A 16,151-nucleotide genomic window follows, 5' to 3' on the forward strand; every position below is an offset into this window, starting at 1 on the left:
TTCCGGCGCTCGGGCTACCATGCGCCTCGACTCCCCTCAGGTTACAAGGAAGGTTCTCATGTCCCGTTTTGTGCTGATCACCGGCTGCTCCAGCGGCATAGGGCTGGCCGCCGCCAAGGCGTTGGGGGAGCACGGTTTCACTGTGATCGCCTCGGCCCGCAAAGCGGAGGATGTGACCCGGTTGCAGCAGGAGAGATTGCTGGCAGTGCAACTTGATCTGGCGGATCCCGCCTCCATCGAGCAGGGGGCTGGCGCCGCGCTGGCATTGGCGGGAGGACGCCTCTATGGTCTCTTTAACAACGGTGCCTACGGCCAGCCTGGCGCACTGGAAGACCTGCCTACCGAGGCGCTGCGCGAGCAGTTCGAAACCAACCTGTTTGGCTGGCACCACCTGATCCGTCAGGTTCTGCCCGCCATGCTGGCGGCAAGAGAGGGTCGGATAGTACAAAACAGCTCTGTGCTGGGGCTGGTGGCCATGAAGTATCGCGGCGCCTACAACGCCAGCAAGTTCGCACTGGAAGGGTACAGCGATACCCTGCGCCTAGAGCTGGCCGGCAGCGGCGTGCATATCAGCCTGATCGAGCCCGGGCCCATCGACACCCGTTTTCGCGCCAATGCCCGCTCAGCCTTCCTGCGCCACATCGATCCGGCGCAAAGCCGCCATCAGGTCGCCTACCAGCAGACCCTGAGCCGGCTGGAGCGTGAAGGCGGCGCCCGCGGCTTTACCCTGCCAAGCGAAGCCTGCATCCCGCCGCTGCTGCACGCCCTCACCAGCAAGCGGCCGCGCCATCGTTACCCCGTTACTTTTCCAACCCGACTGTTTGCGATCTTGCGCCGCCTGTTGCCAAGCCGCTGGCTGGACCGGATCCTCGCCAAATCGGCCTGAACCGGGCAAGCAGCCCATCCAGGCCCTGCCCGACGCCCCCGAGCCGGGGCAAACCGCTGGCACGACGCGCACCGTCGTCTCGATCAGTAGTGCTCGCCGTTGCTGTAGTAGGCGCTTTTCACCATGGGGATCACCTGCACCACCACATAGGTCTGCTCCCCCAATGCAGCCTTCAGGTGGCGGGTGATGAGCCCGGCTACCGCGTCCTGCATCGCTTGTGGTCGCTCGAACCAGTGCAACTCGACGAAGGGTGAGCCCGTCTCCACCGCGCCATTGCGCACCTGACAGCGGTCGATCAGCTCCATGGTGACAAACTCCGGCTTGCCGCCGGTCAGGGTGCAGAGCTCGGCCAGCAGCGGACCACTGATCTGCTGCAGAGTGTCGAGGGAAATGGCGCGAAAACGAAGATGGGGCATGGCAAACCTCTTGGTTATCTGAATGGAGGTCTTATCATAGGGTTTATAGTCATGAAGAGAAGCCACCCTACACACATAAGGCGCCCCATGAAATTTCACCGCACACTGTTTTCCTTCCTGCTCTGTCTGCTGTTGCCGCTGACGGCCCTGGCCGATCCCGCCTTCTACCGGGTCAGCAAGGGTGATGAGCAGCACTGGCTGATGGGCTCCATTCATGCAGGCAAGCCCACGCTCTATCCGCTGCCCGAGCCTGTCGAACGCGCCTGGCAGCAGAGTCGCGCCCTGGTGATGGAAGTCGACATGAACAGCATCAGCCAGGAGCAGTGGCAGGGGATGGCGTCTCTCACCCAGCTCAACGATGGCAAGAGCCTCAAGGAGTACCTGCCTGCCGAGCTCTACCAGCGCACCCTGATGGCGGGGACCCGCTATGGTCTGGATGAGGCGACCCTCTCGCCACTGCGCCCCTGGTTTGCCGCCATTACCCTCACCCAGGCGGCCATGGCCAAGACTGGCTTTGACAGCCAACTCGGCATCGATCAGCACTTTGCCGGTTTGGCCGCCAAAGAGGGCAAACCCGTCGTCGGCTTCGAAACCCTGCTGGAACAGCTTGGTTATCTCGCCAGCGTCGGTGACAACCAGACCCTGATGCTGGCCAGCACCCTGGACGAGCTGCCCATGCTGGAGAATGCCTTTACCGCCGTGATGAAGGCGTGGCAACAGGGGGACGAAGCCACCCTCATCAATCTGCTCAAGGAGGAGATGGCTCCCCCCGCCCTGCAGAGCTGGATGGAGCAGACCCTGCTGGCGGAGCGCAATCACAACTGGCTGAAAAAATGGCCGAGCCTGCCGAACGAAAGCTTCATCGTGGTAGGTGCCCTGCATCTTTACGGCGAACAGGGGCTGCTGGCCCAGCTGGAGCAACAAGGGTGGCGCATCACCCCGCTGACCCAGCCAACCATGACGCAAGGAGCCCAGTGAGAACGATCACAAATCGGCGTGGATGTTTAATAACCATCCACTGAGTTGATCGGGATCATCTCTCTACAGATAAAGAGGTATTTATCATGCCTGTCATCAATCGGGTGACAGGAGCAACAAAATGGATTTTTGGCTGGATCTGATGTTTGGCAACAGCGTGGGGCTGATGTCCATGCTGGTGGTGATCGGTACCTTCTTGCTGATCAGCTCTTATGCGGCCTACTTCATCTACAAGGTGATGAAGTCGCAGCCGCCCAAGGGAGAGCAGCAGCCCCATCACAACGAGTCGTAACAACCCAGGGCGGCCGGCCCCGTCTGACCGCCTGTCCCGTTTTCCGTCCCGCTTCCCGCCGCTATAATGGCTCCCACTTTTTCTGATGGGGAGCCTGCCGTGTCTCATAACGACGAACTCTCGCTATTTCTGAATGAAGTGGCCGATGTCAGGCCCATTCGCAGCGATCATATCCATCCCCAAGTGGGCAAACCCACCCCGACCGAAGCCCAGTTGGCCCGCCGCCAGGCCGCCACTGCACAGCAACTCGAGCTCGATCACCTCACTATGGAGGCGATCGAGATGCGCGATCCCCACGAGATCGTCGGCTTCAAGCGCGACGGGGTGCAGGAGGGGGTCTACAAGAAGCTTCGGCTCGGCAAATACGAGTTGCAGGCGAGCCTGGATCTGCACCAGAAGACCCTCAACGAGGCGCGCCAGGCTCTGGTGCAATTTGTTCAGGATTGCGAGCAGCGGGACATCCGCTGCCTGCTGATCCTGCACGGCAAGGGGGAGCGCAGCACGCCACGCGCTCTGCTCAAAAGCTATGTGAGCGCCTGGCTGCCGCAGTTGCCAGCAGTGATGGCCATCCACAGCGCCGAACGTCGTCACGGCGGCAGCGGCGCCCTCTATGTGCTGCTGCGAAAGAGCGAGCGCAAGAAGGCGGAAAACCGCGAACGTCACCAGAAGCGCCTCGGCTGATCCGGCCAACCGGCAAACATGGCGCAGGGCGTCATGGCAGTGATAGCATCGAGCGACCCCGATCATGCCAGGTACGGGGTGCATAGCATCAGGGACGATAACAAGGACAATCCCATGTCATATCAAAAACTTGAACAACATCAGCAACAGCTGCACCGCTTCTCCCACCTCTCGGCCATCTGCGGCTGGGATCAGGCTGCCATGATGCCGGAGGGGGGCAATGAGGCCCGCGCCGAAGCCATGGCGGAGCTCGGTCTGCTGATCCACCACAAGCGTACCGCTCCCGAGCTTGGCGACTGGATTGCAAAGGCTGAGACGGAAGCGCTGGATGAGGTGCAGCGCGCCAACTTGCGCGAGATCAAGCGCCAGTGGCAGGACGCCAGCCTCTTGCCCGGCGAGCTGGTGGAGGCGCTGTCGCTGGCCGGCAGCAAGTGCGAACACGCCTGGCGCAGCCAGCGCAAAAACAACGACTGGGCCGGTTTTGCCCCGAATCTCGCAGAAGTCGTGAAACTGTCGCGGGAGGTCGCCTCCTTGCGTGCAGAGGCCCTCGGCGTACGCCCTTACGACGCCATGCTGGCGCTCTACGAGCCCGGCATGATCAGCGCCCGGCTCGACGAGATCTTCGGCGATCTCGCCAGCTGGCTCCCCTCCCTCATCCAGCAGGTGAGCGAGCAGCAAAAGAGCGAAACCATCCTGATCCCGCAAGGCCCCTTCCCCATCGCCAGCCAGCAGGCGCTCGGCCAGGAGGTAATGGGACTGCTCGGATTTGATTTTGCCCACGGCCGCCTCGATGTGAGCAACCACCCGTTTTGCGGCGGGGTGCCGACCGACGTGCGCATCACCACCCGCTACAACGAGCAGGAGTTTGTCTCCAGCCTGATGGGCATAGTGCACGAGACCGGTCACGCCCGTTACGAGCAGGGGCTGCCGCGCCACTTATTGGGCCAGCCGGTGGCCGAGGCGCGCTCCATGGGCATTCACGAGAGCCAGAGCCTGTTTTGCGAGATGCAGCTGGGCCATGATCCCGCCTTCCTCGCGCTCTTGGCACCACGCATTCGCACCCACTTTGGCGAACAGCCGGCCTTTGCACCGGCCAATCTGGCCAAGCTCTATAACCGGGTCGAGCCCGGCTTTATCCGGGTCGATGCGGATGAGGTGACCTATCCGGCTCACGTGATCCTGCGCTACGAGCTGGAGCGCGACCTGATGGAAGGTCGCATCGAGGTGGCGGACATCCCCGAGCTGTGGGATGCCAAGATGCAGCAGTGGTTGGGCCTCTCTACCAAGGGCAACTACCAGAACGGCTGCATGCAGGATATCCACTGGACCGACGGCTCGTTCGGCTACTTCCCGAGCTACACCCTTGGTGCCATGTATGCGGCACAATTGCGTTTCGCGCTGGAGAAGGAGCTCGGCAGCATGGGCGAGCTGATCGCAGCGGGCCGCCTGCCGGAGATCTTCGCCTGGCTGGGCCGCCACATCTGGTCCCAGGGAAGCCTTCATGACACAGACGAGCTGGTGCACCGCGCCACCGGCGAAGCGCTGAACCCACACTGGCTGCGTCAGCATCTGGAACAGCGCTATCTGAAGTGATGGCCTGACACTGTGACATAAAAAACGGGGCAGCCAGGCTGCCCCGTTTTTTTATCGCACGCCTGGCGGATTCAGTGTGACTCGGGGGCCCCGAGAAACTCCCGCAACTGCAGGATGTTGCCTTCCGGATCAAAGGCATTACGCAACACGAAGCCGGGGCCTGACCACTGCTGCGGCAACAGGCCACCGCCGAGATCGGCTGCTTTTGCCTCCGCCCAGGCGAGACTCGGCACGGTAAAGAACAGCTTGATGGCACTACGCTCTCTCAGCTCGGGGGGCCGGGTGACCACGACCTGGCCTGCATAGGGCTCCGGGATAGTGTGGAGCAGCAGCTGGAAATCGCCGTTCTCCAGCACCACCAGCTGCTCATCCTGGCTGAGAAGATCCATCTGCAACAAGGTGCGATAAAAGTGGGTCAGCAAACCGGGATCTTTGGCATAGATCAGGGCGCCGGCACGGGCAGGACCAGGCATGGGCAATCCTCCTTGTGTGTCAGGATCCCAGCTTGTCACAGTTGCCGGCCCGGTTCGACCTTTTCGTTGAAGCCGGTGCGGATGCCTTGTTGCTAGTGCACAAAATGCCACTGCTTCAGCGCCAGCACGGGGGCAGGCCCATGTTCCGCGCCAAGATCCGCCAGTCCGAGCGCCTCGTCATAGTGCACGCCGCCAGCGCCGCTCTCGTTCAGATATTTGGCGCGCACCGCGCCATACAGCCCGCCACTGCCGCTGATGCTCATCTCGGTCAGAGGAGCATAAAGAGCGGCATAGAGCGGCGTGTTGCCCGACAGTTTGACCCCGTCCTTACCGCTGTAGGCCGAATAGAGGGAGATGGCCGGGGTGCCCTCTGCGGTGAGTCCCTGTTTGGCTGCGCTCACCTCGGCCCCCGCCCCCAACTCGACCTTGCCGCCGACGATCAGGGTCAGGCTGCTACCCTCGGCCACCGTCAACTTGTTGCTGCCGCTCATGGTGAAATCCCGGTCAATTACTAGCACCACGTCTCCCTGGATGGTCAGCGCCGCATCGGCCCCCATGTTGAGGCTATCCAGCCGGTAAAGGGTCTGCTCCTTGCCAAACAGCTCCCCCTTGCCCGGGAAGGGTAACGCCGGCTTGTGTTGGTTGGTGCTGGAGACAGAGCCGGTGGCGGGACTCTCGGTCAGCACCATCTGCTGGGTCGACCCCAGCGTCAGGGCACCATTGATGGGCAGGTTGGCGAACTGGGGAGAGCCGGCGAGCGCCGTCACGTTGAGGGGATCACACACCTGACCCGCCACTGGCGGCAGCTTGGGATGCTGGCGATATTGGGGCTCCAGATACTTCTGGTTTTCTGCATCGTTGAAGCTGCCAACCCCACCATAGTTGAGCTGGCCGCTGTCGATGCTGGTGCCCCAGCCCATGGCCACATTGCCGTTCATCGCCACCGAGCCGGTTATTCGTCCTCCTTGCAGGGTGAGGTTGCCGCCCCCCTGCAGGTTGCCATCCACCCGCACTATCTTGTCGGAGGACGGGGAGATGGTGATATCGCCCCCCGCGGCCAGGCTGCCGGAGACGGGGGACGAGCCATTGAGGGTAACCGAGCCGGTCGCCCGCACATCGCCCCAGATGGGTGAGTGGCCATCGAGCACCACATTGGCCTGGTCGCTGACCGTCGCCACGCTGGCATTCTGGTTGACATTGCTGCCACCATAGCTGCCCTTGCGCGAATCATAACTGTCGATAAGCCCACTGCCGGAGAGGCTGAGCCCCTCGCAGGCGACCACCGAATCCTGGAAGATCAGGTTGCCGGGCTGGCGCCTGAGGGAAAACAGGGCATTGAGGCCGGCGCTCCCCTCCAGAAAATGGCCACTGCTATAGAGCGCCAGGGTGTCAGCCACCGCCTGCGCCGGTTTGTCGATTTGATAGTGGCTGCCATCCTGTACCCCGTTACCCCGATCGGGTATGGCCCGGATCAGCACGGCCCACTCGCTGCGTGGCGTCTCCTCCAGGGTGGTCCGCAAGGCTCGGTAACTCTCGTTCATCCCCTGTTCGGCACTGAGCTGGGCATTGATCTTCTTGTGAAAATTGCCGCTGAGCCGAGTCTGTATCTGGTTGTCCTGGATGCTGGTCAGCACCAGCAGGCTCGAGAGCAGGCTGAGCACCAGCACTACCAGCAAGACGGCCCCCCGCTGTCGTTGCAATCCCTTGTTCATCCCGCTCCTCCTGCGGCCTGACCAGCCAGTGCGGCATCCCAGATGGCCTTGCGTCGCGCCACCTGTACTGTTACCCCCGGGGCCAGATAGGCTGGCAAGCCCTCCGGCATGATGCGGATGGTGACCAGCGACCCTTGCTCGCCAAATTCCAGCTCCTTGAGCCCGGTCACCAGCAGACGTGCCCCCTCGCCGTCGTTACAACTGAGCACGGGCGGCGTGAACCGGTACTGCTCGGTAAAGTCGGCGGTCTTGCTATTGCCAAGGCAGGAGAGCACCTCGGCGCCCCCTTCCACCCTGAATCCCAGCGTCAGCCGATCCGGGGTGACGGCGATCAGTCGATCCGCCTGCTTGATGCTGCTGGTGAAGGTGAGGGTGGCAAAGCGCAGCACCTCGCTCGCCTGCTCCAGCGCCTTGCTCTGGGCCACGGTGCGTTTGATGGGGGCATAGCCGGCAAAGACCGCCAGCATCAGCAGCAGGCCGAGTACCATGGCGATCATCAGCTCCACCAGGCTGACCCCGCGCTGTCTGTGCATGGTGTTCAACATAGGGGGGGGAATCCGGCATTCAACGCCACCTGCCAGGCACCGGAGACCCGTCCATCACGCCACTCTATGGTCACCACGAGGTTGTCGCTGTAGCGTGCAGGCAGCAGCAGGCGCTGCCCCGGCTGCAGGGCGAAGCGGGCGAGATAGTCATCATCGGAGAAACGCTCGGGCGTGCGCTGCACTTCGCACAGAGTGCCCCAAATTTGCTCCACGCTATTGCTCGCCGCTATGGTGGCCAGAGTCGTCTGCAGGCTGAAGTGCGCCTGCTTGAGCGACACCACCTGCCCCTTGGCCAGCCCGAGAAATACCATCACCGCGAGCACCATGGAAACCATGATCTCCACCAGATTGAACCCCTGCTGACGCCCCATGGCGCCGGGTTGCCAGTTCATCACGAACAGCTCCCGTGCAGCAGCTGGCCACTCGGGGCGATGCAGAGCACGCGCTGCTCGCCGAGGCGATTAGCCAGGGTGATCTCGGCCTGCGCGCTGCTGCCGGTCGGCGCTATGGTGATGGGAGCAAACGGCGAGATGCTCACGCCTCCGCCGGGGGCGGCAGCCTGCCTGAGCAGCTTGCTGTCTGCCGTTACCTCCCAGCCCCCGTTCTGCGTGCCTTGCAGCACCACGGGCAGCGTCAGCTTCACCGCTTCACTGCGCGCGAAACGATAGGCGGAGGCGAGCTCCCCGGTGGAGCGCTCCAGCCGTTCGGCGGCGAGTCGCTCGCTCAGGGAGGGAATACCGACCACTAGCAGGATGGCCGCGATCACCACTGCCACCATCAATTCGATCAGGGTAAAGCCTCGTATCTTCATCTCATGACCCCCAGCAATCGCTGCGCGCGGCGGCGCGATATCCGGTGTGATCCAGCGTCAAGGTGCCGCAACTGTCCTTTTGCAGACGAGTCGGTGTCGCCTTGAGCAGATAGGTGTACTGCGCCAGCTGGCTGTAGCTGAACTGATAAAAATCGGAGTTCGCAGGGAGCGTGAATTGCACGGGATAGCGGCCCTGCTCAGTGAAGATGCGCTCGAGTGCAAGCGCCTGCTCCATCATCAATTGCTGCGCTTCATAGCGCCGCCCTTTCTCCAGATAGTCGCGATAGGTGGGCAGCGCGATAGCGGCGAGGATGCTGACTACCGTCATGGTGATCAGCAGTTCGGTCAAGCTGAAGCCCCGGACACGGGCTCCTTCAGAAAGATATTTCACTTATCGTCCTTGGCAAGTGGTTATTGTTTTATATCAGTAAGTTAGCTGCGCATTGGCAATACTTAATAATCAAAGAGAAAAAACTATTTAGATTGGACAGTATCGAGTCCCACCAGGCAATGACTATTTGATGAATATGTGATCGGTTATTAATTTTTACGCAAATGAATCCGATTGTACGTGCCACTCATGTCGAGGGGCTCATGCGTGCTTTTTTCCTATCCCTGTCCGTTTCTGGCTAGTCACTGCCCCCTCGCCCCCTTACTCTCTCATCATGTCTCCCGTACCGAGCCGCCATGTCATGACCCAGTCACCCAGCCACGACCATCTGCAGGAAGAGACGCTCCAAGGCCTCAGCCGAGAGCAATGCCACGCCGCGCGACTTGCCCGCGATGCACGCTTCGATGGCCGCTTCTTTACCGGTGTCATCTCCACCGGCATCTACTGCCGCCCCGTCTGTCCGGCCAGGCCGCCGCACGAACACAATGTGCGCTACTTCCCAAGTGCCGCTGCCGCCGAACAATATGGCTTGCGCCCATGCCTGCGCTGTCGCCCCGAGCTCGCCCCCGCAGCCCGCGGCGATCTGCCCCATGCGCTCGCCCGCTTGTTGGCGCGCATCGAGCGCGGTGAGCTGGCGGATGGCTCGCTCGCCGCACTTGCCGAACAAGCCGGCCTCAGTGAGCGCACGCTGCGCCGCGAATTCAGGCAGCACCTCGGCGCGTCGCCAAAACAGGTGGAGCAGACGCGTCGCCTGCTGCTCGCAAAACGGCTGCTGACAGAGACGCAACTATCCATCACGGACATCGCATTTGCCGCGGGCTTTTCGAGCATTCGCCGCTTCAACGACGCCTGGCTGCAGGCGTATGGCATGGCGCCGCGCACCCTGCGCCAGCAAGAGGACCAGGGTGAGCAGGCTAACAACAAACTGCCGGATGATCGCGGTGCAACGCTGACGTTGCAGCTGCCGTATCGGCCCCCGTTTGATGTGGCGGCTATGCTCGCTTTCTACCGGCTACGGGCGATCCCCGGGCTGGAGCGGGTGGATGGTGAAGTGTATGAGCGACGCCATAGTGTCGGCGATCAGAGTGGTCTGGTGCGCATCACACAAGGCAAGGGGCACAGCCTGACGCTCACCGTGCATGATCTGCCACCCGCGGCGCTGCCTGATCTCCTGTATCGCGTGCGCCGGATGTGGGATCTCGATGCCGACATGCAGCGCATCGGCGAGCAACTCGGACAAGATCCGCTGATGGCGCGCCTGCAGGCGCGCTGGCCCGGTGTGAGGCTACCCGGCGGTTGGGATGAGTACGAGGTGATGCTGCGCGCCATCGTCGGCCAGCAGGTATCGGTCAAAGGCGCCATCACCATACTGGGACGGTTGGTGACGCGTACCGGGGCGCAATTCGGAGTGGCTCAGCTGCCCACGCCAGCCCAGTTGTGCGAGCTTGATCTCGATGGCATCGGCATGCCCGGCAGCCGCATTCGCACGCTGCAGGGACTGGCCACCGCCATCGCGAGCGGCGAACTCTCCCTCGTCAGTGCCAGCGACGAGCAACTGCTGGCGCTGCCTGGCATAGGCCCCTGGACGGTCGCCTACTGGCGACTGCGTTGCGGGCTGGACACGGACGCCTTCCCCGCCTCCGATCTGGTGCTGCAAAAGGCACTGGGAGGCGGCGACAAGCTGCCGGTGAAAGAGGTCGTGGCGCAAAGCAAGGCGTGGCAACCGTGGCGAGCGTACGCCGCCAGCTGGCTGTGGCACGCCATGAGTGAAGCGCCGGCGCAGCTGATTGACCCAGCCCACCCAGGCGAAAACACTGGAAACAACGAACACAAGGAGATAACCCCATGATCCGCTATGATATTCTGCCAACCCACTGCGGCGATCTGTTGATCGCCATCAACGAGCGCGGCCTGGTGCATGTGGACTTTGTGGCAGGCCTGCGAGCGCTGCCCGATATGAGCGGTTGGCAGCAAGATGGCGAGGCGCTCGCTCCCTATCTTGCCGAATTCGAGGCCTATTTTGCCGGTCGCCTGCAGCGCTTCACCCTGCCGCTCGCCGCCAGCGGTACCGCCTTTCAGCAGGCTGTATGGCAAGCGTTGTGTGATATCCCCTATGGCGAGACCCGCAGTTACGGCGATATCGCGCGCGCCATTGGCAAACCAAATGCGATGCGGGCAGTGGGCGCCGCCAACGGTCGCAATCCGCTCTCGATTATCGTCCCCTGCCATCGGGTGATCGGCCAGAATGGCAGCCTGATCGGCTATGCGGGAGGATTGGAGATTAAAAAAGCCTTGCTGCAACTGGAAAATATTAAGGTTAAATAGCGTGATATCTAGCTAACCATAGACCCTGTCTATCATAAATAGATATCCACTTTACATTTACGACTTCATGCAAGCCCCTGAAATAGGTATAGTGGTAGATCCATATTTATTGAGGAGATATTAAATATGGAACAACTATTATCTGCCTACAGACAGGGAAATGTGATTCTTTTTGTTGGTGCAGGCGTGTCTATGAACCTTGGTCTTCCATCATGGTCCACTCTGATCGACAAAATAGCCAAGGATCTGGATTATGAACCAGAAATATATAGATCTTTTGGCGATCATTATGCATTGGCAGAGTACTATCGTTTAAAGAAAGGAAGTATTGGCCCTTTAAGAAGCTGGATGGATAGAATTTGGCATTCCCCTGAAATTGACATTTCAGACTCAAAAGTGCACGAGTATATTGCCAAAGCCAATTTTCCCATAATATACACAACCAACTATGATAGATGGATTGAGAATGCCCTTGCCTATTATAACAAGCCATTTACCAAAATAGCCTCGGTGTCAGACTTTACAAGAATCAAAAGTGGCAATATACAGGTGGTAAAGTTTCATGGTGATTTCGATGATGATAAATCAATTGTTATTGATGAAACGAGCTATTTTGAGCGGCTTGAATTCGAAACACCGCTTGATATAAAACTTCGTTCAGATGTTTTAGGTAAATCTGTGCTTTTTATTGGATATGGTTTGGCAGATATCAACCTGCGACTTTTATTTTATAAGCTATCCAAGTTATGGAAAGCCAATCAAGCAGGCGATGCACAACCCAAATCTTATATTTTCTCAGCGAAACCGAACCCGGTACAAGAAGCTGTGCTTGAGCAGTGGGGCATCAGCATGATTTCTTCTGGGAAAGAAAATCCAGGAGAGGCATTGGAAGAGTTTCTGAGTAAATTTCAATAGTTAAGAATCACAGCCAGCATTTTAAATGTAACCCACCTACATCGTTTTTAACCATTAACGATATTTAAATTAGTAAATAACATAATAACTTGCCTCATATAAACCTAAATAATGTTAACAAATGCAGAAATTTTCCAAGATAGCCCCCCCTTCCATTAAGGAAAAGGGGAGACATCTTCAACGCTTCAGACTTCCCATTACATGCATTTCGCAGCGCCGGCAGTCAAAGCGCAGGCGGAAGGTATCCTTGCCCATCTTGAGCTCCAGCGGCTCGGCCTTGAGGCCCGGCACCTCGTTTGGGCAGAGGTTCTGGCTGTAGCGAATGCAGTGCTTGGTGATCATCAGCACCACTTCCCGCTCCTCCTTGTTCGCCTCATAAGCGGGGGCGATGCGCTCCACCCCGTGCTCGCGGAAGAACTGCTCGGCCGCGCTGTTCAGCACGTTGCCAAGGTAGGAGAGACGGTGCTGAGGATAGCGGATATCCCGCAGGGCGATGCGTCGCTCGGGGCGCTGGTAGCCGGCCAGACGGGCAGCCTCCAGCGCGGCGATGCCATCCCGGCGCAAACCGTTGAGCATGGATGCGGCAATGAATAGCGGGTGAGTAAACGCCAACTCAACCTTGCGCGCCACAAACAGGGTGTTACCAAGTTTACCAAGCTGGTCACGCGCCTGCTGCAGCGCCCGCTCCGGGTTGTCGGCCGGTTGCTTGTCACAGGGGAGCGTGACGGCGGCGCTGATGCCCTGCTCATCGGTCAATTCAAGCCGGATCCCTACATCGCACTCGGATAGCAGCATATCGACCCGGATACGGCGATCTGCGCTCGCCTTTTCCAGCATCTTGCTGAACGCCTGATCGTGGTTGCGGTAGATCTCGGTACCTACCTTCAGCCCCGGCATGCGCTCTGACAGGAGTAACAGCTTACTCTCTGCCTTCTCTTCGACCTTGTTGAGGCGCATCCCCACCAACTCGTTGTTCGGCTTGAAGAAGCCAAGACCGTCGCCGTTGTTGAGGGTCACGGGCTTGCCGTCGAGCTCGATACCCTCTCTGGTGACTCTGGTAACTCGCCCCAGTGGCTCGCCCACGTATTTCGGGCTTCGGGTGGAGTCGATCCCTTGTTGACGACCATGAAGGAAATAGTCGGTACTGCCGCGGTTGAAGCTCTTTTTCGGATCCGGTGTGAAGCTGTAGCTGCAACGGCCAGCCGAGGAGGCCACCAGATCGCTGCGGCGCTCCAGAATGGCGTCGAGCTTCTGACGATACCAGGCGGTGACGTTCTTGACGTAGTCGAGCCCCTTGAGGCGACCCTCTATTTTGAAGGAGCGGATCCCCGCCTCGATCAGCGCTTCCAGGTTTTCGGTTTGATCCATGTCCTTGAGGGAGAGGAGGTGGCTGTCGGCCACCAGCACCTCCCCATCCGGCTTTTGCAGCGAGCAGGGCAGCCGGCAGAGCTGGGCACATTCGCCGCGGTTGGCGCTGCGGCCGGTGCGAGCGTGGCTGATGTTGCACTGGCCGCTATAGGAGACGCAGAGTGCCCCGTGGATAAAAAACTCCAGCTGCACATTGGTGGCCGCACTGATCTCGCGGATCTGTTCGAGCGACAGCTCACGCGCCAGCACCACCTGGGAGAAGCCCACATCCTGCAAGAACTTCACCTTCTCCGGGGTGCGATTGTCGGTCTGGGTACTGGCATGGAGCGCGATCGGCGGGAGATCGAGCGCCAGCAGCCCCATATCCTGCACGATAAGCGCATCGGCTCCCGCTTCATAGATCTGGTGGGTCAGGCGCCGGGCCTGCTCCAGCTCGCTGTCATGCAGCAAGGTATTGAAGGCAACGAAGACCTGGGCACCGAAACGGTGGGCATGACGCGCCAGCGCTTCGATATCCTCTATGCTGTTGCCCGCCGCGCTGCGGGCGCCAAAGGCGGGTCCGCCCATGTAGACGGCATCGGCGCCGTGATTGATGGCTTCAATGCCATAGGCGAGGTTCTTGGCCGGAGCCAGTAGCTCCAACCGGTTGTGGTGGCTTAAGGAGTGCTTGTTCTGGTGCATGGTCTCGGGATCAGGGCGGACAGCAAATGGCAGCCACTCTAGACCATTGCCACCCTGATTGCCTTGATCCCGCTTAAGATCACTGCGAAATACAGGATTAGAGCTGACGCACGTGGCCCTTCTCCCTTGGCAAGGGAAATTCCTTCTCCTCCTTTACGGCAGGCTGCGCTTATCCTCCTCCCCCAACCAAGGAGAAGGACGGTCAGCTGATACTGATGCTAAATCACCACCTTGAGCGCCAACCCCAGCAGCACCAGACCACTGACCTTGTCGATGACGAAGGATTTGGCTTTGAGCCAGGCCAACACAGGGCCACGGGAGAGTACCAACGCCACCAGCACATACCAGAGCGCGTCGATACCACCAGCGGTGAGCATCATGATGCTCCCCTCATACCAGCCGGTATCGGCATGCACAAACTGGCTGAACAGGGCGATAAAGAAGATGGCGAGCTGGGGGTTGAGGAAGGCCACCATAAAGCCCTCGAACGCCCCCTGACGACCGCGCAGCTGGTGCATCTCCTCTTCACGCGACTCACCACTGGCGGGTTTGGCCAACAGCGCCTTGACCCCGAGCCAAGCGAGAAACACGGCGCCACCGTAGCGGATGAGATCAAACAGCAAGGGGGTCTGGGTGATCAGCAGCGACAGACCGAGTGCCGTGATAAGCGCGTAGATGCCCACCCCGAGACCGTGGCCCAACGCGGTCGCCACCCCGTGGCCCTGCCCTCCCTGCACCGTATTGCGAATGATCAGCGCCAGACTCGGCCCCGGGCTGATGGCCCCCATCACGCAGATTGCGGCCAATGCCAGCCAACTCGTCAGTTCCATTTTGTGTTTACCCTCACCCTGAATATGTTGTAACTGGATTCAGGGTAAGGGGCGCATGGCTATGCCAGAAGTGAAAGTTATGAATAGATCCCATAACCATTGGCTATGCTGTGGCATAACCGACTGGCACTAACGGGTCCGGGTCTGAGCCAGCACCTTGCGACTCTCGGCCACTGTGCCTTGCAAGTGGTCCCGCAGGAAAGGATAGGCCAGCTCGCGAAACCAGCGATGGGCCGGGTCCTGATGGTGGCGCTGATGCCACAGCAGATGATAGTGCTGAGTGCGGGTCGAAAAGGGGAGATCCACAAAAGCGAGCTCGTTGTTGCATGAGAGTTGCCAGGCGATATGAGCGGGTGTGGTCATCAGACAGTCGGTTCGCAGCAATACCTCCACCGCCGCCTGAAAGAAGGGCACCCGGGCAAACCAGCGCCGGGAGAGGCCCTGTGGCGCCAGCACCTGCTCCACCGGGCTGTCCTTGTCACCGCCACCGCTCACCTGCAGGTGTGGCCAGGCGAGGTAATCATCGAGTGTCAGGCGACGGTTCGCCAGCGGATGCCGACGGCCCATCAACACCACCAACCGATCCTCCCCCTGATGCAGGCCGCGGATCTGATCCGGCACCTGTTCCGTGATGGTGGAGACCAGGTCAAGCTGTGATTGCCACAACTGCGGTAGCTGGCGCTTGTCCCACAGGCTGTACTCGAGCGCTGCCAACGGCGCCTCTTTGGCGAGCGCTGCGCAGATATCGGGCAGGATATGCTGGGCCACGTAATCGGACGAGGCGAGCCGGAACACCCGTTCACAGCGGCCAGGCTCGAACCCGGGCGGCTCATAGAGCCGCTCTAACGCACCGAGAGAGTCCGCCAGCTGGGCGGCCAGGCTTTCGGCCCGCGGCGTCAGCAGCCAGCGTTGTCCTTCCCGCACCAGCAGCTCGTCGCCAAACTCGTTGCGCAGCAAGGCAAGTTGCTTGCTGATAGAAGGCTGGCTCAGGTGCAGCAGCTCCGCCGCCCGACTGATGTTGCGAGTCTCCAGCAGCACCTTGAGGGTAGGCAACAGATTGAGATTGGCTTTGAGCAAGGTGTCGCCTCGTCGAGGGAGAAAACCCTATCTTAGGGCAGGCAAGTCCTTCCCTTTAAGCGAAATTTCCCTTGTTTTGCGGCCCATTGCCACATCCTCCCTGCCAGATAACCATGACCACAAGATGACAGTAGTTGTCTCGTGCGGCATAATTGCGCGATTTTCCGCCCGCGGGCG

General features: G+C 60.2%; 18 protein-coding genes. 8 read left to right on the forward strand and 10 right to left on the reverse strand.

Annotation, left to right across the window (positions count from 1 at the left end; translation table 11 throughout):
• Positions 1-58: 58 nt before the first annotated feature.
• Entirely contained in the window at positions 59-886 is an 828-nt protein-coding gene (locus tag LA321_RS01840; protein WP_042028072.1) for an SDR family oxidoreductase, read from the forward strand.
• Positions 887-969: 83 nt separating this feature from the next.
• Here the strand turns inward: LA321_RS01840 and LA321_RS01845 are convergent, their stop codons facing one another.
• A complete protein-coding gene (locus LA321_RS01845; protein WP_042073245.1) occupies positions 970-1,302 on the reverse strand; it encodes a DUF1904 family protein in 333 nt (110 codons plus the stop codon).
• Positions 1,303-1,389: 87 nt separating this feature from the next.
• Between LA321_RS01845 and LA321_RS01850 the strand changes: the two genes are divergently transcribed.
• The 4 genes from LA321_RS01850 (at position 1,390) to LA321_RS01865 (ending at position 4,846) form a co-directional block, all read left to right on the forward strand.
• A complete protein-coding gene (locus tag LA321_RS01850; protein WP_042073246.1) occupies positions 1,390-2,280 on the forward strand; it encodes a TraB/GumN family protein in 891 nt (296 codons plus the stop codon).
• 121 nt (positions 2,281-2,401) lie between these two features.
• Positions 2,402-2,572: a DUF3149 domain-containing protein gene (locus LA321_RS01855; protein WP_082037553.1), complete on the forward strand. Its 171-nt coding sequence runs from the start codon at positions 2,402-2,404 to the stop codon at positions 2,570-2,572.
• Between the two features lie 99 nt (positions 2,573-2,671).
• Entirely contained in the window at positions 2,672-3,253 is a 582-nt protein-coding gene (gene smrA / locus LA321_RS01860; protein WP_042028077.1) for a DNA endonuclease SmrA, read from the forward strand.
• Between the two features lie 114 nt (positions 3,254-3,367).
• Positions 3,368-4,846 carry a carboxypeptidase M32 gene (locus tag LA321_RS01865; RefSeq protein ID WP_042073247.1) on the forward strand — a complete coding sequence of 493 codons (1,479 nt, stop codon included), beginning with the start codon at positions 3,368-3,370 and terminating at the stop codon, positions 4,844-4,846.
• A gap of 71 nt (positions 4,847-4,917) precedes the next feature.
• Here LA321_RS01865 and LA321_RS01870 read toward each other — a convergent pair whose 3' ends face one another.
• The 6 genes from LA321_RS01870 to LA321_RS01895 all read right to left on the reverse strand — a co-directional run bounded on the left by LA321_RS01870 (position 4,918) and on the right by LA321_RS01895 (position 8,778).
• Positions 4,918-5,319, reverse strand: coding sequence for a VOC family protein (locus LA321_RS01870; protein WP_042073249.1), 402 nt, complete (start codon positions 5,317-5,319; stop codon positions 4,918-4,920).
• Between the two features lie 92 nt (positions 5,320-5,411).
• A complete protein-coding gene (locus LA321_RS01875; RefSeq protein ID WP_224212239.1) occupies positions 5,412-7,031 on the reverse strand; it encodes a DUF7305 domain-containing protein in 1,620 nt (539 codons plus the stop codon).
• Positions 7,028-7,576, reverse strand: coding sequence for a PilW family protein (locus tag LA321_RS01880; RefSeq protein WP_042073253.1), 549 nt, complete (start codon positions 7,574-7,576; stop codon positions 7,028-7,030). The genes LA321_RS01875 and LA321_RS01880 overlap by 4 nt, the downstream gene beginning before the upstream one ends.
• The gene (locus LA321_RS01885) at positions 7,570-7,968 is read right to left on the reverse strand and encodes a type IV pilus modification PilV family protein (protein WP_042073254.1); all 399 of its coding nucleotides are present in this window, start codon (positions 7,966-7,968) and stop codon (positions 7,570-7,572) included. Before LA321_RS01885 ends, LA321_RS01880 begins: the two co-directional genes overlap by 7 nt.
• Complete coding sequence (locus LA321_RS01890) at positions 7,968-8,387, reverse strand: GspH/FimT family pseudopilin (protein ID WP_042073255.1); 420 nt, start codon at positions 8,385-8,387, stop codon at positions 7,968-7,970. The genes LA321_RS01885 and LA321_RS01890 overlap by 1 nt, the downstream gene beginning before the upstream one ends.
• A gap of 1 nt (position 8,388) precedes the next feature.
• Positions 8,389-8,778 carry a type IV pilin protein gene (locus LA321_RS01895; RefSeq protein WP_052445761.1) on the reverse strand — a complete coding sequence of 130 codons (390 nt, stop codon included), beginning with the start codon at positions 8,776-8,778 and terminating at the stop codon, positions 8,389-8,391.
• A 301-nt stretch (positions 8,779-9,079) separates the two neighbouring features.
• Between LA321_RS01895 and LA321_RS01900 the strand changes: the two genes are divergently transcribed.
• The 3 genes from LA321_RS01900 to LA321_RS01910 all read left to right on the forward strand — a co-directional run bounded on the left by LA321_RS01900 (position 9,080) and on the right by LA321_RS01910 (position 12,018).
• Positions 9,080-10,627, forward strand: a complete 1,548-nt coding sequence (locus LA321_RS01900) for an AlkA N-terminal domain-containing protein (RefSeq protein ID WP_156141193.1) — start codon at positions 9,080-9,082, stop codon at positions 10,625-10,627.
• Complete coding sequence (locus LA321_RS01905) at positions 10,624-11,103, forward strand: methylated-DNA--[protein]-cysteine S-methyltransferase (protein ID WP_042073381.1); 480 nt, start codon at positions 10,624-10,626, stop codon at positions 11,101-11,103. Before LA321_RS01900 ends, LA321_RS01905 begins: the two co-directional genes overlap by 4 nt.
• A 126-nt stretch (positions 11,104-11,229) precedes the next feature.
• Positions 11,230-12,018 carry an SIR2 family NAD-dependent protein deacylase gene (locus tag LA321_RS01910; RefSeq protein ID WP_042073256.1) on the forward strand — a complete coding sequence of 263 codons (789 nt, stop codon included), beginning with the start codon at positions 11,230-11,232 and terminating at the stop codon, positions 12,016-12,018.
• 177 nt (positions 12,019-12,195) lie between these two features.
• On the opposite strand, the gene LA321_RS01915 is transcribed toward LA321_RS01910, so the two are convergent.
• The 3 genes from LA321_RS01915 to LA321_RS01925 all read right to left on the reverse strand — a co-directional run bounded on the left by LA321_RS01915 (position 12,196) and on the right by LA321_RS01925 (position 15,974).
• Entirely contained in the window at positions 12,196-14,067 is a 1,872-nt protein-coding gene (locus tag LA321_RS01915) for a peptidase U32 family protein (protein WP_042073257.1), read from the reverse strand.
• Positions 14,068-14,285: 218 nt separating this feature from the next.
• Positions 14,286-14,897 carry a LysE family translocator gene (locus LA321_RS01920; protein ID WP_042073258.1) on the reverse strand — a complete coding sequence of 204 codons (612 nt, stop codon included), beginning with the start codon at positions 14,895-14,897 and terminating at the stop codon, positions 14,286-14,288.
• A 129-nt stretch (positions 14,898-15,026) separates the two neighbouring features.
• On the reverse strand, positions 15,027-15,974 hold the full coding sequence (locus LA321_RS01925; RefSeq protein ID WP_042073260.1) for a LysR family transcriptional regulator: 948 nt from the start codon (positions 15,972-15,974) through the stop codon (positions 15,027-15,029).
• Between the last annotated feature and the right edge of the window lie 177 nt (positions 15,975-16,151).

The organism is Aeromonas enteropelogenes, from assembly GCF_020097295.1.
GTDB lineage: Bacteria > Pseudomonadota > Gammaproteobacteria > Enterobacterales > Aeromonadaceae > Aeromonas > Aeromonas enteropelogenes.